Below are 26,876 nucleotides of genomic sequence, written 5' to 3'. Positions count from 1 at the left end.
CCTTTATTGACGCTTAACATGAAAGATTTTGCTAAAAACACTATATGTAGTTATTTTTATATAAAGGCTAAGTAGATATTGTGTTTTCAATAAAATTAAACTTAGTTTTGATTGCTTGTTTTTTAATCTAATTAATAATAAACTCTTAAACCACCTTTTGTTTTTTTATTGAAGAAATTGTATTTAGTTCTCATTAATTAAACGGATTTTAAGATATTTAAATTCCATAAGTAGTAGCTAATTTTGAGCAGGGGGGATTTCAGGCGGTTAAATCCTTTGGTGGTGGCGATACTAGTTCTATGCGCATTGGTTTGGATTTATCTATAATGCTACTACCCATAGATTGATGATCTAATGTCTGCTTTTCAGAATAACCATGATTAGCAAGCATCAATTTGGCAATACTCGCGTTAAACTCGCCTTTTAAGCCTTTATTAATTAACTCCACTTCTTGGCGCGCTTTGATAAGTTCTAACATGTCCTTAAATTCTTCGCTTGAACTCGCATAATTATATAAACTCGACCTTGAACAGTTAGCATATAAAGCCAGTCCAGCCATAGAGGGAATGATTTCGCCATTTTTGATATAGCCCTGTTTATGCAAATACTCTTGCCCTAGTTTTAACATGTCCTTTATCTTTGATTTTCGCCCTGCCATATTACCACCTAACTTACTAATAATAAGGCTATTATAATCCAATAAGGCGAATTATTAGATTGCTTTCTAACGTGTCCAAAAATTCACTAAGCCAACCAATAGGAGGGGGGGTAAATTCCTACGACCCTATACGTTCTAAACCGCCCACTCTCATTCATTTTAACGCTAACCCGATTTTTTTAGTTTTTTAGTTTTTTTAATGTTACCTTTTCTGTAATCTCCCTGTATGGTGGAAATCACCATAGAGCATTTATTCTTTTCCTCTAATAATAGCCCTGGATCAACCTTAAAATGATCCTAACTTAACATTATGATTAATAATTATTTTATTTTAATAAAAAAATAACGCTATCTAAATATATTTATATTTCAATTAGTTAATTACAGGATCAAGATTATTTTAATAATGTGTATAGTAGTGAATACTAGTGAACACCAAAAAATATATATAATAAGTATATAATATATTGATATATATAAATTAATATTAGGTTAGTGAATAGTAGTGAACACTTTATATTAAAAGTTTAAGATTATGGGGGGTAAGCATAAAAACAGCCTAATGACTGGGTAAGTAAAGGGTGACATTTGAAAAAACACCCCTCAGATATGAGGAGTGGTTATTATGGATAATTGAAGTTTGTAACCCAAATATGGGGCACGGTATGAATAGCGCGATATGGTTAATGATTAACTAGCTTTAAATTGCGGTTACCTGATAGTGAGACATTTCCTTGGCTTGCTTGCTCAACAAAGTCACCCCACCAGTCAAGCATAATACGCTTTTGATGTTCATATTCTGCTTTGTTGTAGGCTCGCCTTACTGCGTTTTTATCTACATGCGATAACGCGCTTTCAATGACATCATAATTAAAGCCTTGTTCGTTTAAAGCGGTACTAGCTAAAGCTCTTAATCCATGCGCAACTAACTTATCTTTGTATCCCATGCGCTTTATTGCCATGTTAGCGGTTTGGCTACTCATTGGCTTGTTATAAGGCGGTCTTGCTGTTGGGAAAACAAACACACTTTTATGATTAATAGATTTCATTATCTCAAGTATTTTTATTGCTTGCGGTGATAAGGGTATATTGTGAGGTCTATCCATTTTCATGCGTTCGGCAGGAATACTCCATAATTTTTTATCTAGATTAATTTCTTCCCACTTAGCCCCTACGGCTTCACTTGGTCGCGTTAATGTTAATAACTGCCATTCAATCACGCATCTAGTTTGCAATTCAATCTTTGCCATAGCTAAAGCTTGCATGAACTGCGGTAACTCAGTAGGGGGAATAGTTGGCTGATTCTTTACTTTCGGGCTATTAAATACGTCGGTGATTTTGGCTAGAGGGTTATTATCGATAATTCCCATATTGACAGCATAATACATTATTTCATTAATTCGCCGGCAAACTCTTTTTACTGTTTCGTATTTATTATTGTTATTTAATGGCTGTAATGCGTTAATCGCTTTGATAGCTGTTACTTGGTTTATTGGAATATCTTTTATATAAGGGAAAACATGATTTTCTAATGAACGCCAAGCCTTTTTGAGCGTTTGTTCTTCTAAACCTTGTTCTGTTTTGAATTTGAACCATTTCTCAGCCATAGCGTAAAAGGTATTATTACAAGCTTCTTGCTTACGTTGTTCTTGTTCCGCTTTGTGATATTGTGGATCTATCCCTTGCTTTATTAATTCTCGCGCTTCATCTCGTTGTTTTCGTGCCTGCTGTAGCGAAACTTCTGGATAACTTCCGAAGCTTACAGTAGTCCTATTATTAGTTATAGGGCGGTAATATCTGAATTGCCATATTTTTGCCCCTGTTGACTTAATAAGTAAAAGCAAACCATTTCCATCATAAATAGGATAATCCTTACTTTGTGGCTTGGCATTCTTTATTTGTGTATCCGTCATTGGGGTTACTTTTTTAGGCATACTTTTCTCTTATGGGACTATGAAATTATTTTAATATGTTTGCATAGTCCTTAATATAGTCCTAAAAACTTTGGTTGTAAATGTACCTTAATGATACTTAATGGGCAATAAAATAGACTTTAAGGCTTGTTATTACTGGGTTTGGTGTACTTTGTTGGGTTTAAAAGAATGTTGCTGTTTATTGATTTGGTGCCGTGGGCGGGACTTGAACCCGCATGCCCTTAGAGCACTACCCCCTCAAGATAGCGTGTCTACCAATTTCACCACCACGGCGCCGTTTTTATTCAGGAATATCCGATGTTGGATTTTGTTGTGTCGGTTGAGCAATAGGTGCTGTGGTTTGTTCAGCTCCACCTTCATTTTGCTGTGTCGTTGCTGGTACGCTATCTTCAATGTTGTCAAATTCGTGATTTGAAGCTGCATGAGGCTTACTACCTAAATTCGACAATAGAATGCTAATGACAAAAAACAAAATACCTAATAACGTTGTTGTACGAGTCAAAAAGTTACCACTTCCTGAAGACCCAAACAAAGTTGCTGACGCGCCCGAGCCGAAAGAAGACCCCATATCTGCGCCTTTACCTCGCTGAATCAAAACTAAAACGATAATTACTAAAGCGATGATCAAATAACTTATAATTAGAAGTTCGTACATTTCAACCTGTCAATTTTATATGTTATACAACAGAATCTATTGGTGCGGAATATTAGCGAAAGACAGACCAACAAGCAAGTAAAATTTCATGAATTATCGGTTTATTTTGAAAAATATCTCTTTTAATCAATCAAAAATTGTCAATTTTTAAACTAAAATAAGCACCATCATTATCTATCACCTTAATTACTTTCAATTTAAATTAAGGTCATTATTTCTTACATACGGCATGTAATCGCTGTTCTTTTCCCCACACTTGAATTTGTCCTATCCAAGCGTCAATCGCATATCTGTTAGAAAGCTCTGGGTGTAGATGTGTTAGTGGAAACCTATCAGATGAAAAAAACCACTGTTCTTCTTTGAACCAATTGGATTTAGGGTAATTTGGATGGGAGGTCATACCCCATTCACTTAATAGCCCTTGATTGATTGTTCGTGTAAACAAGTCCCAAGTTAGTGGTATTGTTTTCCATGAAGCTGAAGCATTAGGTGAGTTTGACATTTCTGCTCGAGTTGGTATGTTAGCTTCGCCATCACAAACCTGCGTTACTTGTTCATAAGTGTATGAACCTTTTTGTGGAACAACCCAAGTTTTGGTTGGGTTAAATGTGTAATTGTGTACTATGTTGGAATCCAGTTTAAATTTTGCCGATATCGTTACTGTGCCATTAGGTTTATTATTGAGATAAACCATGCCATTTTCATCTACAGTCACACTACCTATTGGGGTTGCATTTACAGAATAATTCCAATCTGTTTGGGCGCCAGTCATAATTAATTGAAACTGAGCACCTGGAAATCCTGTTGTTGGGAACTTCGGATTGGCAGATGCATAAAATCCATTGATAGGGTCAAAAACGCTATGATCGTATCCACCGCCACAAAGTGAATCTCTATATTCAGTGCCAGGCTTATTCCAGCCTTTACTCCCACGATTAGGATCAATTATAGAACTATCAATATTCTCATAACCTAAAAGTGCACAATCTGTTTTACCATTTTGTGTAAAATGATAAGGACTTCCCCAAGTTTGATTATTGTTAACGATCATTTGGTTTGGTTTAGCAAAACAGATCGCTGAATCAATATTAATTTGATAAATTTTGGTTAAATGAGATGATTCACTATCTTTTGGATCGCCATATTCTGAGTGGACTTGCACATCTGAAAGGGTAATGGCTAACTTGAGTGGCATTTGAAACCCACTACCACAACCAATCACTTTTCCATACTGAGATTTTGGGATTTCTCGCCCTGTGTTATCAAACCATTTAAAGGTAATCGCACCGATAGAAAAAGTTCCATTATCGGAAGTCTTACCATCGTCTCCATCCTCATCATTGTAGTTCTGAGTCGATGAAAATTTAAGATCAGCGACCATCGGCATTTTGATGATAAAGTCATTGAGTGTAAGGCTTTTATCAAATGATTTAGGAATATTTTCTAATTGTTTACTGTAAAAAATATCATTAACGGTAAAACCTAGGTTATTTTCAGAAAAAGTCGAAATAAAAATAGGTGCATTTCCTTTAATTGTTTTTGCCGACGTTGCTGATAATGCAGCTGTTGCTGAGAATGAAAGAAGAGAAAAATAAAAGAAAAAAATGAATGTAAAATTTTGGGGAACCACATTGTTTCTGATTAATTTATAAACCTTTTGCTGTTGTGTCATTATAAATTATCCTTATGAATTATTCCGATTAACTTGTCAAGTTAATTCATTGTTTTATTTTATAGTCTTAAAAATTCTCAAATTGTTACCATTGACGCAAAATGTTACCCAGATAGTGTAGTATATTTTATAATCTAGTTATACCCTTTTTTTTGTAAATTTTTTTAAAGATTAAATGTAAATTTGTAGGCTTTAAAAATGGAGGTGATAATCAATGGTACGTTTCTATCTAAAAAAACAGTATAATGTCGCCATTTTTATTATGGCACATTGTATTTATGAAATTTATTGTTAAGCTCTTTCCCGAAATTACCATTAAAAGTGATTCTGTTCGTTTGCGTTTTATTAAAATATTAACCAGTAATATTCGTAATATTTTAAAGCATCATATTGAAGATGTAGCGGTTATTCGTCATTGGGACTTTATTGAAGTCCGTCCAAAAATTGAAAATAGCGAAAATCAGATACTTGAGCTATTAACTCGGATCCCCGGCATTCATCATATTTTAGCTGTCGATGAACTGGCTTTTGTTGATATGCATGATATTTTTGAAAAAGTGTTGGATTATTATGCACCATTGATTGAAAACAAAACATTTTGTGTACGGGTTAAACGTCGTGGTAAACATGAATTTACTTCAATTGATGTAGAGCGTTATGTTGGTGGTGGGCTTAATCAATACGTATCTTCAGCTAAGGTTAAATTAACCCACCCAGAAATCACGGTTAATCTTGAAATAGATAAAGACAAGTTACTACTGGTAAAAGGCCGACATGCAGGAATTGGTGGTTTTCCAACAGGTACCCAAGAAGATGTTCTTTCGCTTATATCGGGTGGATTTGACTCGGGAGTATCAAGCTATATGCTAATTCGGCGCGGTAGCCGAGTACATTATTGTTTCTTTAATCTTGGTGGCAAAACTCACGAGATCGGTGTTAAACAGATGGCACATTATTTATGGGAGCGTTTTGGTAGCTCACATAAAGTACGTTTTATTGCTATTGATTTTTCTGATGTTGTTGGTGAAATTCTGGAAAAAATTGACGATGGGCAAATGGGGGTGATTCTAAAACGAATGATGATTCGTGCGGCATCAAAAATTGCGCAACGTTACAAAGTAGAAGCTCTTGTGACTGGCGAAGCATTAGGTCAAGTATCGAGTCAAACATTGACTAACTTACGGTTAATTGATAATGCTAGCGATACATTAATTCTACGTCCTCTTATCACGCATGATAAAGAAACGATTATTAATCTTGCACGCCAAATTGGAACGGAAGATATTGCTAAAACAATGCCTGAGTTTTGTGGTGTGATATCTAAAAAACCAACGGTTAAAGCCGTAAAAGAAAAAATTGAAGCAGAAGAATTAAATTTCGATTTCACAATTTTAGATAAAGCTGTTGCCGAAGCTGAAAACATTGATATACGTGAGATTGCAAAACAATCTGACACAAAGATTACTCAAGTCGAAACTGTTACAACACTGAGTGCAGATCATGTGGTTATTGATATTCGTTCTCCAGAAGAGCAAGAAGATAATCCACTTGTATTGAATGATATTAAAATCAAGCATATTCCATTTTACAAATTGGCAACGCAATTTGGAAATTTGGATCAATCAAATCAATATTTACTCTATTGTGAACGTGGCGTAATGAGCAAGTTGCAAGCACTTTATTTAATTGACCAAGGGTTTAATAATGTAAAAATATTTTCTATATAAATCTTAACAATAATTTACTATATTATTCTTATTTTTTACATATATAATGAATTCTTAAACAAAAACTATATTTGTTATTAATATAAAAATAAATATCAAGAATGAATTTGATATAGATAGAAAGAGGAATGTAATGAACAGCAAATTACTTGTCGTTGATGATGATCAGGAGATTACTTTATTATTACGAGAACTACTCGAATTAGAAGGCTATCAAGTTGAAATAGCGAATAATGGTATTCAGGCTCTAGAAAAGTTTGACAGAACCATAGATCTTATTTTACTTGATATTATGATGCCTGAAATGAATGGATTTAGTTTATTATCTCAACTTAGAGGTAAGTTTACTGTACCTGTTATTTTTTTAACGGCTAAAGATAGTGAAGATGATAAAGTTATTGGCCTTGAACTTGGTGCTGATGATTACATTCAAAAACCATTTAATGATAGAGAACTTATTGCTCGAATTAATGCGCTTTTACGTAGAACTCGTTGGGATAATACAGAAAATGATGCTGCTGATAAACCGATTCAATATACAATTGATAAACTTAGTGTAAATCGAAAACAGCAATCTGTTTTTTTTGATAACAAGTATATTGATTTAACGGGTACTGAGTTTCAAGTATTGCTTACATTTCTTGAAAACGCAGGCAAAATAATTACACGTGAAAAGTTAAGTGAATCTGTTTTAGGTAAAGAGCTTGTCCCGCTTGCTCGCTCGATTGATGTTCATGTTTCTAATTTACGGAAAAAACTCCCTCATCGAAGTGATGGTTTACCTTGGATTAAAACACTACGCACTAAAGGTTATTTATTTGTCGTGGATCAACAAGATGATTTGTTGTAAGGCTAGAATAACATTTAAGAAGGTCAGATAATATGTGGATTTTTGATCGATTAACAATCAGAATTTTCACTATATTTTTACTGACCATCGTTTTTTTTCTCATGTTAATAATGGTATTACCGAGCCTTGATTCTCGAAATTTAACGTATTTAGCAAATAAAGATAAAGAAGCAGGTAATATATTAGCTCGTCAGGTTGAGAATGATCTTGTTAATGTGCCTAAAGATAGTTTTCGATGGTGGATGCGTTTTATTGTTGTGATGGATAATCACCAGAAATCAGGTCAATCTTTATTTATTGTTACACCCAATGAGCAAATCATTACCGCTGAGACTAAAAATATCGATTTAGTGAAGAACTTTAGAGAAAAATCCAGTAATGTCGATGATCCAGCCAAGAAGATTTATGATTCACAAGAAATTATAGGGCCTTTTTTAGTCCATTATGCCAATACAGAATATCAATTGTATATCTTACAACAAGCAACTGACATTCAATCACAATTTGTTAACTTTATATTTGATCATCCTTTTTTATTATTAGCTTTAACGATGCTTGCCAGTTCGCCTTTTTTACTGTGGTTATCTTGGAGTATAGCTAAACCAGCACGAGGACTGAAAAAAGCAGCAGATCAGGTTGCAAAAGGCAATTTACAAGAGTGGCCAGAACTTGAACAAATAGGATCCTCTGAATATAAAGCAACTGGTGCTAGTTTTAACCATATGCTTAGGGAGCTTAAGCGAATGCAAGAGGTGCAGCACCGCCTGTTTTCTGATATTTCTCATGAATTACGCACGCCTTTGACTCGGTTGCAGCTTGCTACAGCTTTATTACGTCGAAAACAAGGTGAAAGCAGTGAAGTTGTGCGTATTGATATTGAGGCATTAAAGTTAGATTCTATGATTGGTGATTTATTATCATTGGCAAGGCAGCAATATGACAATAATGAAATCCGTGAATTTAATCAAATTAATCTGTTGTTTAAACAAGTGCTTGATAATGCTGCTTTTGAAGCAGAACAAATAGGCAAGAAGTTTACCGTTGCCAATCTTCCAACCAACCACACCATTTTATGTTATCCTGTTGCTTTATGTAGTGCACTTGAAAACGTTATACGTAATGCATTTCGTTATTCCAATAAACAGATTGTTGTCAATTTTGTAGCACAACAAAAAAAGATAACCATTACAATTGATGATGATGGCCCAGGGGTTGCTGAAAGTGAATTAGAACAAATTTTTAGACCCTTTTATCGTACAAGTGAAGCTCGAGATCGCCAATCAGGTGGAACTGGATTAGGGCTCGCTATTGTTGCCAATGCCATTATACGCGATCACGGAACCGTAAAAGCTGAAAAAAGTCATCTTGGCGGACTTAGAATTGTGATAGTATTGCCAATTCATAAACATCAATAAATAGTGAAAGAGAAAAGTTGTGTCAAATTCAGTCTTAAATATTGTTTTATTTGAACCCGAAATTCCCGCTAATACTGGTAATATTATTCGCCTTTGTGCTAACACTGGCTTTAATTTACATATTATTGAACCCATGGGTTTTTTCTGGGATGACAAAAAATTAAGACGAGCTGGGCTTGATTATCAAGAATTTGTTGATGTAAAACGTTATAAAAATCTCAACCATTTCTTAGATACCAATCAAATCGACTTGTTGACACAAGTTTATGCCTTAACCACAAAAGGGCAAAGGTCTCATAATGAAGTTAATTACCGGCAACATGACTTTTTAATGTTTGGACCAGAAACTAGAGGCTTACCGAAAGCCATACTTGATGTATTACCTCAAGATAAAAAAATACGTATTCCCATGTTAGCAACGAGCCGTAGTATGAATTTATCTAATTCTGTAGCTGTTGTGGTTTATGAATCATGGCGCCAGTTAAACTACATGGGTGCAAAATAAAATTTACCCCTACTTTATCGGTACATTCCGAAGCAGGAAAAGGCAGCTATATTCACACCTTTCGATGTTATGATAGTTGTATGTTTGTTCTGTAGATGTTTTGGATAGTATGTTGATTTTATTTGCCTTTTTTGTTTTTTACAAAAGACAAAAATTTGAAACCCTTAAAGCTTTTCACAGAGCTTCATAAAAATAACTCTTAATAAATCTTTATAAAAATCACCCAAAAAAACTAGCCAAACTTTTTTTAAACGATTATACTTTAACCAGTTGAAAATTTGGCTTACTTAATAAGCATATAAACATAAAAAACCAAATAAAACATGAATTTACTTGACAGGTAAACCATAATGCATTATCATTTTAGACACCAGACACCAGACACCAGCACTGGCAAACCTATGTCTTAAATTTATCGAATAGATACCTTAGACGGGTTTTAGCTCTTACCTCGTGTATATCCTCGAAATTATCTTTCAAATCATCACCAAAATTATCTCGAAAAATCTCGTTGGTATTGGCTGTGTTATTATTGTCTTTTTCATGGAATTCGCAGGCATTAATAGGTAAAAGTGGTCGAGGGGAAAATCGTAGTGATGCCATAATACTGCCATCGTCACAATGGGGGATCCTCAAATCCGTAAGACCTAATCTTGATTACGGCAGGCTTCACTTCGCGGGCCCCGCTGACATATGGAACCCCGATTATGGATTCCTAGTTCAATCAACGGATCCAGCATCATACGCGCTTAACTTCCCAACTACGGGGGCTGATGGATTATATTTTGATTTCATCATAATGGGAGAAGCAAGTGAATTGACATGGGGAGCGCCAGTTACGCATGAGGGAATTACTGCCACAGTGACGCGAAAAACAGAATGTAATGACGAAGGCTATGTCGAGTTTCGTGTGACGCTAACAGGTCCAGAGGCAAGAACTCAATGGGGTGATCCCTATCCTAATCAAATTACCGTGCCAAAGTTACCACAGGCCTTTGAGTTAGTGGGTAGAGATAGAGAGGGTAAAGAGATAGTAAGATATGGATTTGTCATACAGAAATGGTTTGTGAACCGAGGAGCTGAATTATATTACTATCCTGATATGGTAACTTGGTGTAGTCGTTTGGGTTATCGTGTGCCACAGGTCAAGGAGCTGACTAACGCGATTTGTTCTGGTCTTGACTCAGGTTTGCATTGCCAAGGATCCATTGGCGCAACGCCACCATCAAGTGGTAATCATTATCAGCGTCAAATAGGTGCTGGATTATTCACGGAGTGGGGGCTCATGTACAATTATAGTGGTGCAGATTTCGTCCCCTACAACTATTGGACAAGTGATACGGCGATGAGTGGTCAGTTCAGCGGTCAGTTCGATGTGGGATCGGGCAACGGTGACATTTATTGGTTCAGTGCCTCCATTATCAATTATGGCCTTTGCACCGCTCCCTAGTTTAATGGCTGTTCTTAATCCTTGGGTTGCGCACGGGCTTATAGCGCTAATTAAGGACAAGCAATCAAAGAACAAAGCCTTGCCTAAAGCGGGCTCACAAGTCGACGAGGTTTAAAAGCTTGTGCTCTTATAGCTTGTCAGCAATAAAAATTAGCATTTTCAATTTATCAACGTTGATTGTGTTGATAATTAAATTTCGACAGATTTTAAAGGATTTTAATAACTGGAAAACAGTAAGCTTGAATTTTAAATTTGTGCTATTTAGATAAGTAAGAGAGGTTAGACCAACCTCTCTTTTCGGGGGGTAAAAGCGAACTTAAAAGTACGCGATTTTATTTAACGCGTGATACATATTCGCCTGAGCGAGTATCCACTTTAAGGACTTCGCCAATTTGTACAAATAAAGGTACACGGACTACCGCACCAGTTGATAAAATCGCTGGTTTACCACCGGTTCCTGCTGTGTCGCCTTTTAAACCTGGGTCAGTTTCGATCACTTCAAGTTCAACAAAGTTTGGTGGTGTTACAGCAATTGGTTGACCATTCCATAATGTTAAAATACATTCAGCTTGATCAACCAACCATTTTGCATTGTCGCCAACTGCTTTAGCATCAGCCGAAAGTTGTTCAAATGTGTCGTTATTCATAAAATGCCAAAACTCACCATCGGTGTAGAGGTAAGTTAAGTTCATATCAACAACGTCAGCCGCTTCGACTGATTCGCCTGATTTGAATGTTTTATCGACAGTTTTACCTGAAAGTAATTTTTTAATTTTTACGCGATTGATGGATTGACCTTTACCCGGTTTATAAAATTCATTTTCAACAATGACACACGGTTCACCATCTTGCATTATTTTAAGACCAGCTTTAAACTCATTAGTACTATAAGATGCCATAAAAGCTCCAACTAAAATTCTGAATTACAAAAAATGAGCCATATTATACAGCAAAAAATTGAACTACCAAATAATAAAGATGAATGGATTGTTGATCTTGCCAATGTTGTGACAGATATCAACGTTTTATATTCCTATTTAGGTCTAGATCCTGACACCATCTCAATCCCTATGCAACAGGCAAAAAAACAGTTTCCGCTTCGTGTCCCTAGGGCTTTTATTAACCGAATGAAAAAGGGGGATAGTAATGACCCACTTTTACTACAGGTGCTTTGTCATGATAAGGAATTATTAAAAGTTGATGGCTACAGTCATGACCCATTACAAGAGCAAGATAATGCCATTGCAGGGTTATTGCATAAGTATCATAATCGCGCATTGTTGATCACAAAAACGGCGTGTGCAATTAACTGTCGTTACTGTTTTAGGCGGCATTTTCCTTATCATAATAATCAAGGCAATAAAAAGAACCTTGGTATTGCGCTTGAATATATTGCAAATCACCCTGAACTTGATGAAATTATTTTATCTGGTGGTGATCCACTAATGGCAAAAGATCATGAAATGGCTTTTTTGATTAATGCACTAGAAAAAATCCCACATATTAAGCGATTACGAATCCATACACGTTTGGCCGTTGTTATTCCTTCGCGAGTGACGCCTGAACTTTGTCGGTTATTTGCTGAAAGTAGGTTGCAAATAATAGTCATTACTCACATTAATCATTCAAATGAGATTGATAATGCTGTTGCTTATGCAATTAAGCTTTTAAAACAAAGCGGTGTAACTGTGCTAAATCAAAGCGTATTGTTGAAAAATATTAATGATAATGCCGATATTTTGGCTCAGTTGAGCAATAAGCTTTTTGATATTGGGATTTTGCCTTATTACATCCATTTGTTAGATAAAGTGCAAGGCGCTGCTCATTTTTTGGTTGATGATGAGTCCGCAAAAATAATAATGAAACAACTTGCTGATCAAGTATCGGGTTATTTAGTGCCAAAATTAGCGCGCGAAGTGGGCGGTGAAAAAAGTAAGCGTGTACTATCAGTGAATGATTAATTCACTTAATATGGGGTTAAATTGCGAAAAAACATTCTATGAAAATCTCATTGACGGAAAATAAAATAGGCTCTATAATTCCGACCTCTTTAATTAATGCTGTGGAGTTTAAACTCTGCAACCTGTTGATAAATTAGATTTGGATATAAATCGTCATGAAACGCACATTTCAACCATCAGTATTAAAACGCAATAGAACTCACGGCTTCCGTGCTCGTATGGCAACTAAAAACGGTCGTCAAGTTCTTGCTCGCCGTCGTGCTAAAGGCCGTGTTCGTTTAACTGTTGCTAGCTGATTTAAAGTTGGGTGATTAAGTTCACTTTTCCGCGGGAGTTACGATTGTTAACTCCCTTTGATTTCAATCATGTCTTTCAAGAGTCCATTCGAGCTGGTTCTCCTTTTTTAACGTTAGTTGCACGTAAAAATAACCATAATCATATGCGATTAGGGTTTGCTATAGCTAAAAAACAGGTAAAACGAGCTCATGAGCGTAATCGCATCAAGCGGCTGGCTAAAGAGTATTTTCGACATCATCAACATCAACTTCCTAATATCGATTTTATTTTGATGGCTAAACAACCTGTTATAGACTTAGATAATCAGCAAATCGTTGAAACACTAAATAAATTATGCCAGCGAATCATAACCAAGTACGAGGTTTGAATAAATTTAAATTAATTATCAAACAGCATGTTTATGCATTTAAATGTATGATAGTAAATGCTTTTGTGCTTTTTATTCGTGTGTATCAGCGTGTTATTAGTCCTTTACTTGGCCCTAAATGTCGTTTTACACCGACATGTTCACAATACGCAATAATTGCATTACGACGTTTTGGATTAATAAAAGGTGGTTGGCTAACAGTTAAACGTGTATTAAAATGTCATCCTTTACATGAAGGAGGAGAAGACTTTGTTCCTCCAAAAATTAAAACCAATAGAGAAAAACACTAATGGGATCTCAACGTAATATTTTAGTCATTGCTTTACTTTTTGTATCTTTTTTCATTTGGAAAGCGTGGGAGGAAGATCACGCACCTAAACCGCCAATCGCAAATCAATTAACGCAACAAATGAGTGATGATAATTCAGCTGATGGCTCAATGCTGGGTAAAACAGTTATTGTAAAATCAGATGTATTGTCACTCACCATTAATACTTATGGCGGTGATGTACAAGCTGCACAACTGTTAAAATATGAGCAAACGCTTCATTCTGGCACGCCTTTCCAATTATTAACATCACGCCCCGATTTTGTTTATATTGCAGAAAGTGGTTTAACAGGTAAAGATGGTCCAGATAATGCGACTCAAGGCTCAAAACGTCCTGTATATCAAACTGAAAAGTCTGAATATGTGCTAGCTGATGGGCAAGATGAATTGCGTGTTCCACTTACTTATCAAGTTAATGGTGTAAGTTATACTAAATATTACATATTACATCGTGGTAATTATGCAATTGATGTTCAGTATGACATTAATAACCAAAGCAATGTACCTGTTGATGTAGCAATGTATGGTCAATTAAAACAAACCATTAAATTACCCGATGATATACCAACCGAAGGGGGAAGTGGACTAGGACAAAGTGCATTCCGTGGCACCGCTTATTCAAGTTCGAATACTAACTACAGCAAATATAGTTTTGATGATATCAAAGATAAAGCGTTAGCAGTTGAGACGCAAACAGGCTGGGTTGCGATGTTACAGCACTATTTTGCTTCAGCATGGGTGCCAACACAGGATAAAAATAACTTATTTTATACACGAGCAACGGCTAATAAATCACAAGCAACGATTGGTTTCAAAGGTGAGTCAGCTGTTATTCCTGCAGGTAGCACACAAACTATTGGAGCCAAATTATGGTTAGGACCAGAAATTCAAAGTCAATTGAAAGAAACCGCTAACCATCTTGACTTAATTGTTGATTACGGGTGGTTATGGTTCTTATCGCAGCCTTTGTTTTATTTATTGAAGTTTATTCAAGGTTTTGTGGGTAATTGGGGCTTCTCTATTATTGTCATCACATTTATTGTTCGAGGTATTTTATTCCCATTAACTCGTGCGCAGTATCGTTCAATGGCAAAAATGAAGTTATTGCAACCTCGTATAGAGGCTTTAAAAGAGCGCTATGGTGATGATAGACAAAAAATGAGTATGGAAACAATGGCGCTTTATAAGCAAGAGAAAGTGAATCCATTAGGTGGTTGCTTGCCATTAATTATTCAAATGCCGATTTTCTTGTCATTATTCTATATGTTAGGTAATGCAGTTGAACTACGGCATGCGCCATTTGCACTTTGGATTTATGACTTATCAGCGCAAGATCCTTATTATATTTTGCCTTTATTAATGGGTGCTAGCATGTTCTTAATCCAAAAGATGTCACCAACTCCTGTTACCGATCCACTACAACAAAAATTAATGACTTATATGCCATTAATTTTTACATTGTTCTTTTTATGGTTCCCATCAGGCTTAGTTTTATATTATATTGTTAGTAACTTATTCACAATTGCTCAGCAGCGTGTTATCTACTGGGAACTTGAGAAAAAAGGACTTCACGAGAAGAAAAAGAAATAGTATTGGAAAAAGGAGGAGTAAATCCTCCTTTTTCGTTTTTATTTTTGGTGTCAATGATATGAATATACAACAACAATTTAATTTAACTGGTAATGAAATCGGTTATTGGTTTGTCAGTGCTAATGGTCGATTATGGTTGCCTAATGGTGATGTTCCTATTGGGCGTGCCGATCAGCTCGGTTTTACCCATAAGCGTGCGCAACCAATAGGTGAATGGAATGGGCAAATTGCTTGGCTGATTTGTGATGAAATGAAACATGCAATGAGTTCAATTCGTCAATTACTGGATATAACTGATCAATCATTATTTAATATGGCAGGTCGAGCTGTACAACTTTCTGAGTTTTATCGTTCTCATAAGTATTGTGGCTATTGTGGACATGAGATGTATATTAGTAATACAGAATGGTGCTGTATGTGTGACCATTGTAAAGAGCGTTACTATCCACAAATTTCACCATCTATTATCGTGGCTATTCGCCACAAAAATAAAATTTTATTAGCAAAGCATGTTAGGCATAATCAAGATAACTTATATACTGTTTTAGCTGGTTTCACTGAAATTGGTGAAACAATGGAAACCGCAGTTGAGCGGGAAGTATTTGAGGAGTCAAGAATCAAAATTAAGAATATTCGTTATGTAGGCTCGCAACCTTGGCCATTCCCTAATTCATTAATGATGGCTTATTTAGCTGATTATGATAGTGGTGAAATAGTGGTAGACAAAAATGAACTCATTGAAGCAAACTGGTACCATTACACACAATTACCTAAAATCCCAGAGTATGGCACCATTGCAAGACGCTTAATTGAAGATACAATTACACTTTGCCGTGACTATGATGAATATGGCAATGATTAATTATATTCAATAGTTCTAGTTAGATTAACAGTTTTTGATTCATCGCCTGTTGTAATACAAACAGCTTTAGTCCAATCGTTGTTTTGATTATAATCCGAATAAGTACACGTTTCGGTGAGTTCAACCTCTTGTTCATTTTTATCATTAATGATGATGTCACCATTTGATGCTAATTTAAAGGTTCTGGTGATGGTTTTTTCTAATTGTTTATTGGCATTGTAAACGACATCTTTTTCTTGTGCTAATACAGGAAACTTTGTTTTTTCATCAACAGGAACATAAGCGTTATATAACACAAGCTCGACACGGTTGTTATCATAAATAATTTTACTGTTAAAAATGACGTTATTTTCTGCAAATCGTGATAGGGTGGTTTCAACCAAACGACCTTGTTCATCAAATTCTGAACTTGCAACTATATCATTATTATTGTTTTTCATGCCAAGAATATTTTTCGATGAATCAAAAGTAATCTCATAAACATTTCTGGTGTCACCCATGCCGTAGCTATATTTAGCTGTTTCATAGTTAATGTCGCCATGTAACCCTTCTAAATCATAATTAGCTACAAAGCCTTGTTCATTGTAGTTAATGATTTTACTTGATGATCCTTGAATATGTTGCTGTTTAATCATTTTACTAAACGGTAAAAGTTCTGGTTCAGTATGAAAAAGATAACTATTAATCATTGCTGTCGGTAATTGTGGCAAGTTTTTTTCATCAACTGTTTTTTTATCATCGCAACCGCTGATGGACAGTGTACTGCCAAATATACATATATATAAAAATAAACTATTTTTTTTCATAGAGCTGATTTCCTTTTATTCTGTTGTCTTATTTATTTTTGCACCAAATAGCAAGTGCTTCGCAGTGCCAATCTTTCATCATGTGGTACCAAGCCGAACGCCATTTACGTACAGTATCATTGTGTAAATTAAGTGCTTTTCTTATTTGTAAATTATTCGCTCCAGAAACAAGTAGATCAATGAATTGTAGCCATAATTCAGGTTTTGGTATCCGGTTTAAACTAGTGTTGCTTAAAATATTAAAACTATGTCGACAGCGCCTACAGCGATAGCAAGTGCGAGAACCGACTTTGGTTGTTTCGTTCGATCCGCAGTGTATACACGTTGGGCTTTGTTCATTCAATAAGGTGGTTACTTTAGCTTTAATGGTTTGATGTTGTTCTGCTAAAGTTGGCATTAATGTGGTTTGTTTTTGATGTGTATACCATTTATGCAATGATGGGTAATGGATTTGAAGATAATGAATAATAGCACGATCTCGACGTATTACCTTTTCTAATGAGCTTTCAAGTTTTTCTGCAATATTGATATAACTAATATTTTTTATGCGACTAGTAAAGATAAGTTCTAACCAATTAAATGGCATTAAACGATTGAAAGGAGTATTGGTTGAAACGGTAAAATATTTATGACAATCTTTACAGCGGTATGTTTTAGTTGGTTTTGAACGAATTAAATAAAATGCAGTTTTTTTACAAAATGGACAAGCTTCTACATGTTGCGATGCTATTTTTTCTAGGTCATGATGAAAAGCTTTGAATTCATCATGCAATTCGGTTGGTACGAGTTCATAAATCATTTTTTATTCCCTTATCGCTTATCCCTGTAAATATTATCAGATTTTTACTTAAACATATAGCTTCCCCGAAACTTTTTTACAATTTTTAGCAAAGAATAATTATTAACCAAGGCTAAGTAATCACTTATTTTTATTTCTTATTATCGATGCCCAAGGAAGAATGGAAGTTGTATTGTTATTAAGTAGTATGGTTGATAATATGATTCGATATGTTAGATATTTTGTAGGGAAAGTCAGGTTGTTTACACTTCATGATTAAAATAATCTTCTAAAAACTCATAAGGCGTTTTCCCTGAAATCGCTTTATGCAGTTTAACCGTGTCATTCTTTCCGCTTTCCCATTCGTTTGCAGGCAGGTTTTGTAAATTATTGATTGATATAATGGTTATTACACGTTTTAACAAATAGGTGTTCGCCTGTGCTTTGATATTCACGTCCGGTATCGGAATAAATACGCCTTCCAAATATTGGAGTGCGTAATTATTATCTATTTGAATAAATATATTTATTTTTGGTGTAACCATTCGGCGACTTGTTTGGCAAAATAGGTTAATACACCATCGGCTCCTGCGCGTTTAAAACAAAGTAAAGACTCCGTAATGGCTAATTTTTCATCTAACCAACCTTTTTCAATTGCCGCTGTTAACATGGCATACTCGCCAGAAACCTGATAAGCAAAAGTCGGCACAGCAAAAGTTTCTTTGACTCTTTGCACGATATCAAGATAAGGCATACCCGGTTTAACCATGACCATATCTGCACCTTCGCTTAAATCTTGATAAATTTCTTGTAATGCTTCATCACTGTTAGCAGGATCGAGCTGATAAGTTTTTTTATTGCCACCTTTAATATTTTGGGCAGAGCCGACAGCATCACGGAAAGGACCGTAAAAACAAGATGCATATTTGGCTGAATAAGCCATAATTTGGGTGTTAACAAAACCGTGTTTTTCTAGCTCATTACGTATTGCGCCAATGCGTCCATCCATCATATCGCTTGGTGCGATAATGTCTACTCCCGCTTCTGCTTGCATTAGCGCTTGTTTTACAAGCGTCTCAACAGAGCGATCGTTTTGCACGTACCCTTGTTCATCAATAATGCCGTCTTGTCCATGGGTGGTATAAGGATCAAGTGCGACATCAGTGAGTATGCCTAGCTCAGGGAACTCTTTTTTTAATGTTCGAATCGCTTTCGGTACTAATCCCGTTTCATTATATGCTTCTTGAGCAAGTAGTGATTTTTTTGCTGGTTCAATAGCAGGAAATAATGAAAGAACAGGAATCCCTAATTTAGCTACTTGTTCTGCTTCTTTTAGTAATACATCAATACTCATTCGATTTACATTTGGCATTGAGGTAATGGGTTCAGTAACATTATTGCCTTCAATAATGAAAACTGGATAAATGAGGTCATTGACGGTCAAGCTGTGTTCTGCAACCATACGACGACTAAAATCATGGGCACGATTACGACGTAAGCGGCGAGTTGGATATTGACCTGTAAATGATGGCATGAAAAACTCCTGTTTATTCTTAATCAGATTTCATTTATTATCTGACGCTATATGTTGATTGGCAAATTAATTTGCTCTCTTAGAATAATTCGATTTTTTACTTTACAACATATATTGATTAGGGGTAAAATTGCGCACTAAATTTTAGTCCCTTGTGATATTAAACAAATTTGAGGTGAGAGGCACATGCCAGTAATTAAAGTACGTGAAAATGAACCTTTCGATGTAGCATTACGTCGTTTCAAACGTTCTTGTGAAAAAGCAGGAGTTTTAGCTGAAGTTCGTAATCGTGAATTTTACGAAAAACCAACGACTATTCGTAAACGAGCTAAAGCGGCAGCTGTTAAACGCCATGCTAAAAAATTAGAAAGAGAAAACGCTCGTCGCACTCGTCTATATTAATTGTTTTTAAGATTATTTATACTGAAAACTTGAATTGATATTAAAATCAATTTGTTATCTTTTTAATATAAAGAATTCTAACAAGCCGTATTTTTGATACGGCTTGTTGTCTTTCTATAACACCTAAATTGGTTGAAAATTTATCATGAAAGGTCATATCCCTCGCGATTTCATTTTAGATCTCATTGCTCGAGCTAGCATTCTTGATGTGATTAGTAAACGCGTTAAAATGAAAAAAAAGGGGAATAACTATTTTGGTTGCTGCCCTTTCCATGATGAAAAAACAGCCTCTTTTTCGCTTAATGAGAAAAAGCAGATCTATTACTGTTTTGGATGTGGTGCATCGGGATCGGTTGTTAATTTTTTAATGCAATATGAACGGTTGTCTTTTCCTGAAGCTATTGAAGAATTGGCTAGTATGCAAGGGATTCGAGTACCTTATATTGACAGTGATAACAATCAAATAGATCAATCCAAGCATATTGAATCTCGAAATGTACGTCGTGATTTGTATGCCTTGATGGCTAAAATCACGGATTTCTACCAGCAGCAATTAGTATTACCAACATCTATTGATGCTCAAAAATATCTTGAAAATCGAGGGCTTAACGCTGAAATTATTGCTAGATATAAAATTGGTTTTGCCCCTAATGATTGGCGGTTAACTTCACAAAACATTGTTAACACAAAAGCTGAAGCAGTGCTTTATGAACAAGCAGGAATGCTTGTAACCAATGATAGTGGTAATCAATATGACCGCTTTCGGGCACGAATCATGTTCCCTATCCGTGATAGGCAAGGAAACGTGATAGCATTTGGTGGCCGAACTATCATTAATGACCCAGCAAAATATATTAATTCACCGGAAACCCCAATTTTCCATAAAGGTTTTCAACTTTATGGACTTTATGAAACACAAGAAGTGAATCGTAATCCTCAACAACTCATTGTGGTTGAAGGTTATATGGATGTGGTTTCGCTTGCTCAATATGGCATTGATTATGCAGTTGCTTCTTTAGGTACGGCAACGTCAGAAGAACATATTAAGTTATTATTTAGAGCAACAGATTCGGTAATATTTTGTTATGACGGCGATAATGCTGGGCGAAGTGCCGCATGGCGAGCTCTTAATGTATTATTGCCTTGCTTAATCGATGGTAAGAAAATTACCTTTGCTTTTTTACCTCAAGATGAAGATCCGGATAGTTTTGTTCGTAAGGTTGGTAAAGCGGGTTTTGAAAAATATTTAAATGAGGCCTCAAATTTATCAAAGTTTTTATTTGATGAACTTTTGAAACAGGTTGATTTAAAAACTGCTGAAGGAAAAGCTAAATTGAGCTCGTTAGCTTTACCGCTACTTGATCAAATTAAGGCAAAAGCTTTCAGATTAAATTTATTACAAAAACTTGGCAATTATTTAGGTTTGCTTGATGTTTCTCAGCTAGAGCAATTAATGAATGAAAATCGCTCTAAAGGTGATGAAAAGGCGAAAGAAAAAGCCCCTGTATCACAAATGAAATTAACCACTATGCGTGTTTTAATTGGTTTATTACTTCAATATCCTAATCTTGCTGAGCAAGTTTCTGATATTAATGTGATTCGCCAAGTTAAAATGGCAGGTATTGAGATCTTCATTGAATTACTTGAATTATGTCAACGTTATCCCAATATAACGACAGCACAAATATTAACAGAGTGTATAGATAGACCGTTTTATAAACAATTAAATCGTTTATCAACATGGGAGTGTCATTATCAAGATGATGAAATAGATTCAACTTTTTCACATACTTTAAAAGAGTTGTATGATAACATACTCGCCCAAAGGCAAGATGAACTAATCGCAAAAGAGAGAGTCTCCGGTTTAAGTACCGCAGAGAAAAAAGAATTGGCGACTTTAATACTTGTTTTATCAAAAAAAGACTAAATATATAGGGTAAATGTAGATTTCAGATACTGTTCTACATATATAATATAGATGACCAAATAACTAAAGTGGATACCTTTTATGGAGCAAAATTCTCAATCACAGCTTAAACTCCTAATCATTCGAGGTAAGGAGCTAGGATACCTAACCTATGCTGATGTCAACGATCACTTGCCTGAAGAGATTATTGATTCAGATCAGATTGAAGATATTATCCAAATGATTAATGATATGGGGATTCAAGTTCTTGAAGAAGCCCCAGATTCTGATGAGTTATTACTTTCCGATAATGTCCCTGATGAAGAGGCCGTTGAAGCAGCGACAGCATTAGTATTATCTAATGTTGAGTCAGAAATTGGTAGAACAACCGATCCCGTTCGTATGTATATGCGCGAAATGGGAGCGGTTGAACTGTTAACGCGTGAAGGCGAAATTGATATTGCTAAGCGTATTGAAGATGGTATTAATCAGGTTCAAACTTCGGTATCCGAATATCCAGAAGCCATTACCTATCTTTTAGAGCAATATAATTTAATCGAAAGCGGACAAGTTCGCTTATCTGATTTGATTACAGGTTTTGTTGATCCGAATGCTGAAGAAGTTGCGGAAGAACTACCTGAAGAGTTAGTTAGTGAAACCGAAATTGACATTGATGATAGCGACGATGAGAACGAGGATGAAGAAAGCGATGCTTCAACTGATGATGATGCTTCTATCGATCCTGAAGTTGCAAAAGCTAAATTTGCTGAATTAAAAGAGCAACATGATAAAACCTCTGAGGCTATAAAAAAATATGGTCGTGCTCATAAAAAAGCACAAAAAGGGATCGAAAATTTATCAGAAATATTCAAACAATTCCGTTTAGTTGCTAAGCAGTTTGATATTCTTGTTAATAATATGAGAAGCATGATGGAGCGCGTTAGAACACATGAACGAGCCATTATGAAGATCTGTGTGGAACAATGCAAAATGCCGAAAAAGCAGTTTATGACGCATTTTACCGGTAATGAAAATAACATGAACTGGTATCACAAGGCATTAACTGCTAAAAGCGCATTTGCTGTAAGTTTGAAAGAATTTGAAGAACCTATCCAAGTTCAGATCAATCTATTACAGCAAATTGAAACAGAAACTAATCTTTCTATTGAGCAAATTAAAGATATTAATCGACGTATGTCTATTGGTGAAGCTAAAGCACGTCGTGCTAAGAAAGAAATGGTTGAAGCTAACTTGCGACTCGTTATCTCTATTGCGAAGAAATATACTAACCGCGGATTACAATTCTTAGATCTTATTCAAGAAGGTAATATTGGTTTGATGAAAGCGGTTGATAAGTTTGAATATCGCCGTGGTTATAAATTTTCAACCTATGCAACTTGGTGGATAAGGCAAGCTATTACTCGTTCTATTGCCGATCAAGCAAGAACAATCCGTATTCCGGTGCATATGATTGAAACAATCAATAAACTAAACCGTATTTCACGTCAGATGTTACAAGAGATTGGTCGTGAACCAACGCCTGAAGAGTTGTCAGAGCGCATGCAAATGCCAGAAGACAAAATTCGTAAGGTGCTTAAGATTGCTAAAGAACCTATTTCAATGGAAACACCTGTTGGGGATGATGAAGATTCCCATTTAGGTGACTTTATTGAAGATACCGCTCTTGAGCAACCGTTAGATGCAGCTACGTCTGAAAGCCTACGCAGTGCGACACGCGATATCTTATCTGGACTAACGCCAAGAGAAGCCAAAGTGTTACGTATGCGATTTGGTATTGATATGAATACAGATCATACACTAGAAGAAGTCGGTAAACAATTTGATGTCACACGTGAACGTATTCGTCAAATTGAAGCTAAAGCCTTGCGTAAGTTACGCCATCCAAGTCGATCCGATGTGCTTCGTAGTTTCTTAGAATAAACTTTATTTTCTATTTAGATCGCCACAATTGTGGCGATTTTTTTTAACTAATTAAGCTAAAAGCTATGAATATACTCCAACGTTTTAAACTTGATCCATTCTTATTAACGCTAATTTGTGTCGTTATTACAGCAAGCTTTTTCCCATGTGAGGGGCAAACCAAAGTTTTTTTTGAAAACCTCACAACCTTTGCTATTGGCTTACTCTTTTTTATGCATGGCGCCAAGCTTTCTTTTCAAGCAATTGTTATTGGCATAAAAAATTGGCGATTGCATTTGGTTATTTTTATGACTACTTTTGTTATCTTCCCGATCCTTGGGGTGATAATGCAAGTTTTGGTTCCCACTTTCTTATCACAAAATCTTTATTTAGGTTTTGTTTATCTTTGCGTATTACCGGCAACCGTTCAATCTGCTATTGCGTTTACCTCAATTGCAAAAGGCAATGTGGCTGCGGCTATTTGTAGTGCTTCAGCATCAACATTATTAGGGGTGTTTATTTCGCCTGTTTTAGTGAGTTTATTGATGCATACCCAAGCTTCAAATTCTATGAATATGCTAGATGCCATCACTTCTATCATGTTAAAACTTATGTTGCCATTTTTACTTGGTCACTTATCAAGACGCTTTATTGGCAAATGGGTGGATAAATATAAAAGTGTCATTTCCAACACCGATCGATTCTCGATTCTATTAGTTGTATATGTAGCTTTTAGTGATGCCGTTGCTAATGGCATTTGGTCTCAAATTAGTTTGTTATCACTTTTATCAATTATTTTTTATTCTATTATATTGTTAATTATTGTTTTATTAATAACAACTTATGGTTCAAGATTACTGGGTTTTAACAAAGAAGATGAAATCACTATTGTGTTTTGTGGTTCCAAAAAAAGCTTAGCGAGCGGTATTCCTATGGCTAGCATTATCTTTCCTATGTCGATAATTGGCATAATGATTTTACCCTTAATGATTTTTCATCAAGTTCAATTAATGATTTGTGCGCTTTTAGCTGCACATTATGCAAAACGAAAAATTTAAAAATTGTTTTGCTCATTGCCCTATTCTCAAGGATAATAGGGCCGCTATTAACAACAGAAAGATATATTATGTTACATCTATTTGCTGAATTAGAATTTTCGACCATTATACTATTAGTTTTGGCACTGTTTTTTGTACTCTTTTATGAAGCAATTAATGGATTCCACGACACAGCTAATGCTGTTGCAACAGTAATTTATACTAGGGCATTAAAGGAACAACTCGCTGTTTTTATGGCTGGTATGTTTAACTTTTTTGGGGTTTTGCTTGGTGGCCTCAGTGTGGCTTATGCCATAGTTCATCTATTACCTACTGATTTATTGCTTAATGTAAGTTCATCACATGGGCTTGCTATGGTCTTTTCTATTTTATTTGCGGCTATCATTTGGAATCTTGGAACATGGTATCTTGGTATTCCAGCATCAAGCTCACATACCCTAATTGGTTCAATTATTGGTGTGGCACTGACTAATGCATTTATTATGGATACATCAATAATAGATGCCCTTAATATTCCTAAGATGATTCATATCTTTTTATCATTAATTGTTTCCCCTGTTGTAGGTCTTGTGATTGCAGGCTTGATGATCTTTTTGTTGAGGAAATATTGGACACGTAAAAGCCAAAGTAAAAAAAGCAGCAAAAAACGAGAACGTATTTTCATGACGCCAGAACAACGTGAAAAACTCTATGGCAAAAAGAAACCCCCTTTTTGGATTCGCATTATGCTTATAATTTCAGCTGCTGGTGTGAGTTTTTCACATGGTGCTAATGATGGGCAAAAAGGTATCGGCTTATTAATGTTAGTATTAATGGGCATTGCTCCTGCTGGCTTTATTGTTAACATGAATGCATCCACCTATGATATTACAAATACTCGTAATGCGATTCACAATATTCAAGAGTATTTTGTTACCCATAATGATGATTTAAATACGATAATTGGTACGCAGCCAGCATTAGACACCAGTATTCCAGAAGGCGATTTGAATAAATATCATTGTGATTATTCACGCTCATTTATCACATTAGGGATTGCTAATCACTTATTTAACAAAATCAATGATTACGACTCATTGACTGTTGATCAACGATCACAAACTAGACGTATATTGTTATGTTTATCTGATACGGTATCTCATGTTGCCAAACAACCGAATGTATCATCAGAAGACAAACAATATCTTAAATCTTTAAATAATGATTTACTTAAGACAGTAGAGTATGCCCCAATTTGGATTATTGTTGCGGTTGCCTCGGCATTAGCGGTAGGGACGATGATTGGTTGGCGTCGTGTGGCGATTACTATCGGTGAAAAAATTGGTAAGAAAGGCATGACTTATGCACAAGGAGTATCAGCACAAATCACAACAGCTTTATCAATTGGGATTGCAAGTTACACCGGCATGCCCGTATCGACAACTCAAGTTCTTTCTTCATCGGTTGCGGGAACGATGATTGTTGATGGTGGTGGCGTGCAAAGTAAAACCATTAAAAGTATTGCATTAACATGGATTTTAACACTTCCAATTTCGATTTTGTTATCTGGATCACTTTTTTGGCTTGCTCAAAAATTAATTTAGTAGTAAAAGTAGAGTACTGATTTTCAATTTACTTGAGCGTTAAAAATAGGAAGGAGTAAAGTATCATGGCTTATAAACATATATTAGTCGCAGTTGATTTATCGCCTGAAAGTGAAGTTCTTGTCGAAAAAGCCGTTTCGATGGCTAGGCCATATAATGCTCAAATATCATTGATTCATGTTGGTATTAATTATTCAGATCTTTACACGGGTTTAGTTGATATCAATATGAATGATATGAAAGATCGTATTACCGAAGATGCACATCTTGCATTAAATAAATTAGCGGATGATGCAGGTTATCCTATCGCTCATACTCTTTCGGGCAATGGGGAATTTGACCAAGTATTAATTGAAGCGATTCACGAATATAACATTGATCTGGTTGTGTGTGGGCATCATCAGGATTTCTGGAGTAAATTAATGTCTTCTGCTCGTCAACTTATCAATAATACCCATATTGATACTTTGATTGTTCCATTAAAAGATGAAGAGCCAGTGGAAGAACCAGCTAAATGAAGTGTTAAATATCAACCCGCTTAATTAGCGGGTTTTTTATTAGTATTTCATAATTTGTAAAAAACTTTCAGAAAAGTATGTGTTTTAGTATATTTTTATT

General features: G+C 35.4%; 26 protein-coding genes and 1 tRNA gene. 17 read left to right on the top strand and 10 right to left on the bottom strand.

Going from position 1 to position 26,876, the window contains the following annotated elements:
• Nucleotides 1–259: 259 nt before the first annotated feature.
• The 5 genes from ACYIAM_RS05335 to ACYIAM_RS05315 form a co-directional block, all read right to left on the bottom strand.
• The gene (locus ACYIAM_RS05335) at nucleotides 260–658 is read right to left on the bottom strand and encodes a terminase small subunit (protein WP_483747522.1); all 399 of its coding nucleotides are present in this window, start codon (nucleotides 656–658) and stop codon (nucleotides 260–262) included.
• Nucleotides 659–1,341: 683 nt separating this feature from the next.
• Entirely contained in the window at nucleotides 1,342–2,592 is a 1,251-nt protein-coding gene (locus ACYIAM_RS05330) for an integrase domain-containing protein (RefSeq protein WP_483747521.1), read from the bottom strand.
• Nucleotides 2,593–2,779: 187 nt separating this feature from the next.
• Nucleotides 2,780–2,865, bottom strand: a tRNA-Leu gene (locus tag ACYIAM_RS05325).
• Between the two features lie 7 nt (nucleotides 2,866–2,872).
• A complete protein-coding gene (gene secG / locus ACYIAM_RS05320) occupies nucleotides 2,873–3,247 on the bottom strand; it encodes a preprotein translocase subunit SecG (protein WP_483747520.1) in 375 nt (124 codons plus the stop codon).
• 211 nt (nucleotides 3,248–3,458) lie between these two features.
• On the bottom strand, nucleotides 3,459–4,919 hold the full coding sequence (locus ACYIAM_RS05315) for a hypothetical protein (RefSeq protein WP_483747519.1): 1,461 nt from the start codon (nucleotides 4,917–4,919) through the stop codon (nucleotides 3,459–3,461).
• A 278-nt stretch (nucleotides 4,920–5,197) separates the two neighbouring features.
• Here ACYIAM_RS05315 and thiI point away from each other — a divergent pair, with 278 nt between their 5' ends.
• From thiI to ACYIAM_RS05290, 5 genes are all read left to right on the top strand, one after another.
• Nucleotides 5,198–6,646: a tRNA uracil 4-sulfurtransferase ThiI gene (thiI, locus tag ACYIAM_RS05310; RefSeq protein WP_174796647.1), complete on the top strand. Its 1,449-nt coding sequence runs from the start codon at nucleotides 5,198–5,200 to the stop codon at nucleotides 6,644–6,646.
• Between the two features lie 133 nt (nucleotides 6,647–6,779).
• Complete coding sequence (locus ACYIAM_RS05305; protein WP_174796646.1) at nucleotides 6,780–7,496, top strand: response regulator; 717 nt, start codon at nucleotides 6,780–6,782, stop codon at nucleotides 7,494–7,496.
• Nucleotides 7,497–7,534: 38 nt separating this feature from the next.
• On the top strand, nucleotides 7,535–8,911 hold the full coding sequence (cpxA, locus tag ACYIAM_RS05300; protein ID WP_483747555.1) for an envelope stress sensor histidine kinase CpxA: 1,377 nt from the start codon (nucleotides 7,535–7,537) through the stop codon (nucleotides 8,909–8,911).
• A gap of 19 nt (nucleotides 8,912–8,930) precedes the next feature.
• Nucleotides 8,931–9,416: a tRNA (uridine(34)/cytosine(34)/5-carboxymethylaminomethyluridine(34)-2'-O)-methyltransferase TrmL gene (trmL, locus tag ACYIAM_RS05295; RefSeq protein ID WP_483747518.1), complete on the top strand. Its 486-nt coding sequence runs from the start codon at nucleotides 8,931–8,933 to the stop codon at nucleotides 9,414–9,416.
• Between the two features lie 523 nt (nucleotides 9,417–9,939).
• Nucleotides 9,940–10,866 (top strand): hypothetical protein, encoded by a 927-nt coding sequence (locus tag ACYIAM_RS05290; RefSeq protein WP_483747517.1) that lies wholly within the window; start codon nucleotides 9,940–9,942, stop codon nucleotides 10,864–10,866.
• A 332-nt stretch (nucleotides 10,867–11,198) separates the two neighbouring features.
• Here the strand turns inward: ACYIAM_RS05290 and efp are convergent, their stop codons facing one another.
• On the bottom strand, nucleotides 11,199–11,765 hold the full coding sequence (gene efp, locus ACYIAM_RS05285) for an elongation factor P (protein WP_483747516.1): 567 nt from the start codon (nucleotides 11,763–11,765) through the stop codon (nucleotides 11,199–11,201).
• A 33-nt stretch (nucleotides 11,766–11,798) separates the two neighbouring features.
• On the opposite strand from efp, the gene epmB reads away from it, so the two are divergent.
• The 6 genes from epmB (at nucleotide 11,799) to nudC (ending at nucleotide 16,271) form a co-directional block, all read left to right on the top strand.
• A complete protein-coding gene (epmB, locus tag ACYIAM_RS05280) occupies nucleotides 11,799–12,827 on the top strand; it encodes an EF-P beta-lysylation protein EpmB (RefSeq protein ID WP_483747515.1) in 1,029 nt (342 codons plus the stop codon).
• A gap of 155 nt (nucleotides 12,828–12,982) precedes the next feature.
• Nucleotides 12,983–13,123 (top strand): 50S ribosomal protein L34, encoded by a 141-nt coding sequence (gene rpmH / locus ACYIAM_RS05275; RefSeq protein ID WP_025314679.1) that lies wholly within the window; start codon nucleotides 12,983–12,985, stop codon nucleotides 13,121–13,123.
• A gap of 11 nt (nucleotides 13,124–13,134) precedes the next feature.
• On the top strand, nucleotides 13,135–13,491 hold the full coding sequence (gene rnpA / locus ACYIAM_RS05270; protein ID WP_174796642.1) for a ribonuclease P protein component: 357 nt from the start codon (nucleotides 13,135–13,137) through the stop codon (nucleotides 13,489–13,491).
• Between the two features lie 47 nt (nucleotides 13,492–13,538).
• Entirely contained in the window at nucleotides 13,539–13,781 is a 243-nt protein-coding gene (yidD, locus tag ACYIAM_RS05265; protein WP_174796641.1) for a membrane protein insertion efficiency factor YidD, read from the top strand.
• Nucleotides 13,781–15,409, top strand: coding sequence for a membrane protein insertase YidC (yidC, locus tag ACYIAM_RS05260; protein WP_483747514.1), 1,629 nt, complete (start codon nucleotides 13,781–13,783; stop codon nucleotides 15,407–15,409). The genes yidD and yidC overlap by 1 nt, the downstream gene beginning before the upstream one ends.
• A gap of 58 nt (nucleotides 15,410–15,467) precedes the next feature.
• Complete coding sequence (nudC, locus tag ACYIAM_RS05255; protein WP_483747513.1) at nucleotides 15,468–16,271, top strand: NAD(+) diphosphatase; 804 nt, start codon at nucleotides 15,468–15,470, stop codon at nucleotides 16,269–16,271.
• Here nudC and ACYIAM_RS05250 read toward each other — a convergent pair.
• The 4 genes from ACYIAM_RS05250 to hemB all read right to left on the bottom strand — a co-directional run bounded on the left by ACYIAM_RS05250 (nucleotide 16,268) and on the right by hemB (nucleotide 19,389).
• A complete protein-coding gene (locus ACYIAM_RS05250) occupies nucleotides 16,268–17,077 on the bottom strand; it encodes a hypothetical protein (protein WP_483747512.1) in 810 nt (269 codons plus the stop codon). The genes nudC and ACYIAM_RS05250 overlap by 4 nt on opposite strands.
• Nucleotides 17,078–17,105: 28 nt before the next feature.
• Complete coding sequence (locus tag ACYIAM_RS05245) at nucleotides 17,106–17,876, bottom strand: transposase (RefSeq protein ID WP_483747511.1); 771 nt, start codon at nucleotides 17,874–17,876, stop codon at nucleotides 17,106–17,108.
• A 242-nt stretch (nucleotides 17,877–18,118) separates the two neighbouring features.
• Nucleotides 18,119–18,400, bottom strand: a complete 282-nt coding sequence (locus ACYIAM_RS05240; RefSeq protein ID WP_483747510.1) for a hypothetical protein — start codon at nucleotides 18,398–18,400, stop codon at nucleotides 18,119–18,121.
• On the bottom strand, nucleotides 18,382–19,389 hold the full coding sequence (hemB, locus tag ACYIAM_RS05235; RefSeq protein ID WP_174796635.1) for a porphobilinogen synthase: 1,008 nt from the start codon (nucleotides 19,387–19,389) through the stop codon (nucleotides 18,382–18,384). The genes ACYIAM_RS05240 and hemB overlap by 19 nt, the downstream gene beginning before the upstream one ends.
• A 186-nt stretch (nucleotides 19,390–19,575) precedes the next feature.
• Between hemB and rpsU the strand changes: the two genes are divergently transcribed.
• The 6 genes from rpsU to uspA all read left to right on the top strand — a co-directional run bounded on the left by rpsU (nucleotide 19,576) and on the right by uspA (nucleotide 26,776).
• Nucleotides 19,576–19,791: a 30S ribosomal protein S21 gene (rpsU, locus tag ACYIAM_RS05230; RefSeq protein ID WP_034882800.1), complete on the top strand. Its 216-nt coding sequence runs from the start codon at nucleotides 19,576–19,578 to the stop codon at nucleotides 19,789–19,791.
• Nucleotides 19,792–19,936: 145 nt separating this feature from the next.
• A complete protein-coding gene (dnaG, locus tag ACYIAM_RS05225; RefSeq protein WP_483747509.1) occupies nucleotides 19,937–21,718 on the top strand; it encodes a DNA primase in 1,782 nt (593 codons plus the stop codon).
• Between the two features lie 81 nt (nucleotides 21,719–21,799).
• A complete protein-coding gene (gene rpoD / locus ACYIAM_RS05220) occupies nucleotides 21,800–23,638 on the top strand; it encodes an RNA polymerase sigma factor RpoD (protein ID WP_483747508.1) in 1,839 nt (612 codons plus the stop codon).
• A 65-nt stretch (nucleotides 23,639–23,703) separates the two neighbouring features.
• A complete protein-coding gene (locus tag ACYIAM_RS05215) occupies nucleotides 23,704–24,675 on the top strand; it encodes a bile acid:sodium symporter family protein (RefSeq protein WP_483747507.1) in 972 nt (323 codons plus the stop codon).
• A gap of 68 nt (nucleotides 24,676–24,743) precedes the next feature.
• Nucleotides 24,744–26,258: an inorganic phosphate transporter PitA gene (gene pitA, locus ACYIAM_RS05210; protein ID WP_174796631.1), complete on the top strand. Its 1,515-nt coding sequence runs from the start codon at nucleotides 24,744–24,746 to the stop codon at nucleotides 26,256–26,258.
• Between the two features lie 65 nt (nucleotides 26,259–26,323).
• Complete coding sequence (gene uspA / locus ACYIAM_RS05205; RefSeq protein WP_065637249.1) at nucleotides 26,324–26,776, top strand: universal stress protein UspA; 453 nt, start codon at nucleotides 26,324–26,326, stop codon at nucleotides 26,774–26,776.
• Nucleotides 26,777–26,876 lie beyond the last annotated feature (100 nt).

The organism is Gilliamella sp. X-60, from assembly GCF_057063585.1.
Note: the sequence above shows the minus strand (reverse complement) of the source record. Positions and strands in the feature narration are given on the sequence as shown.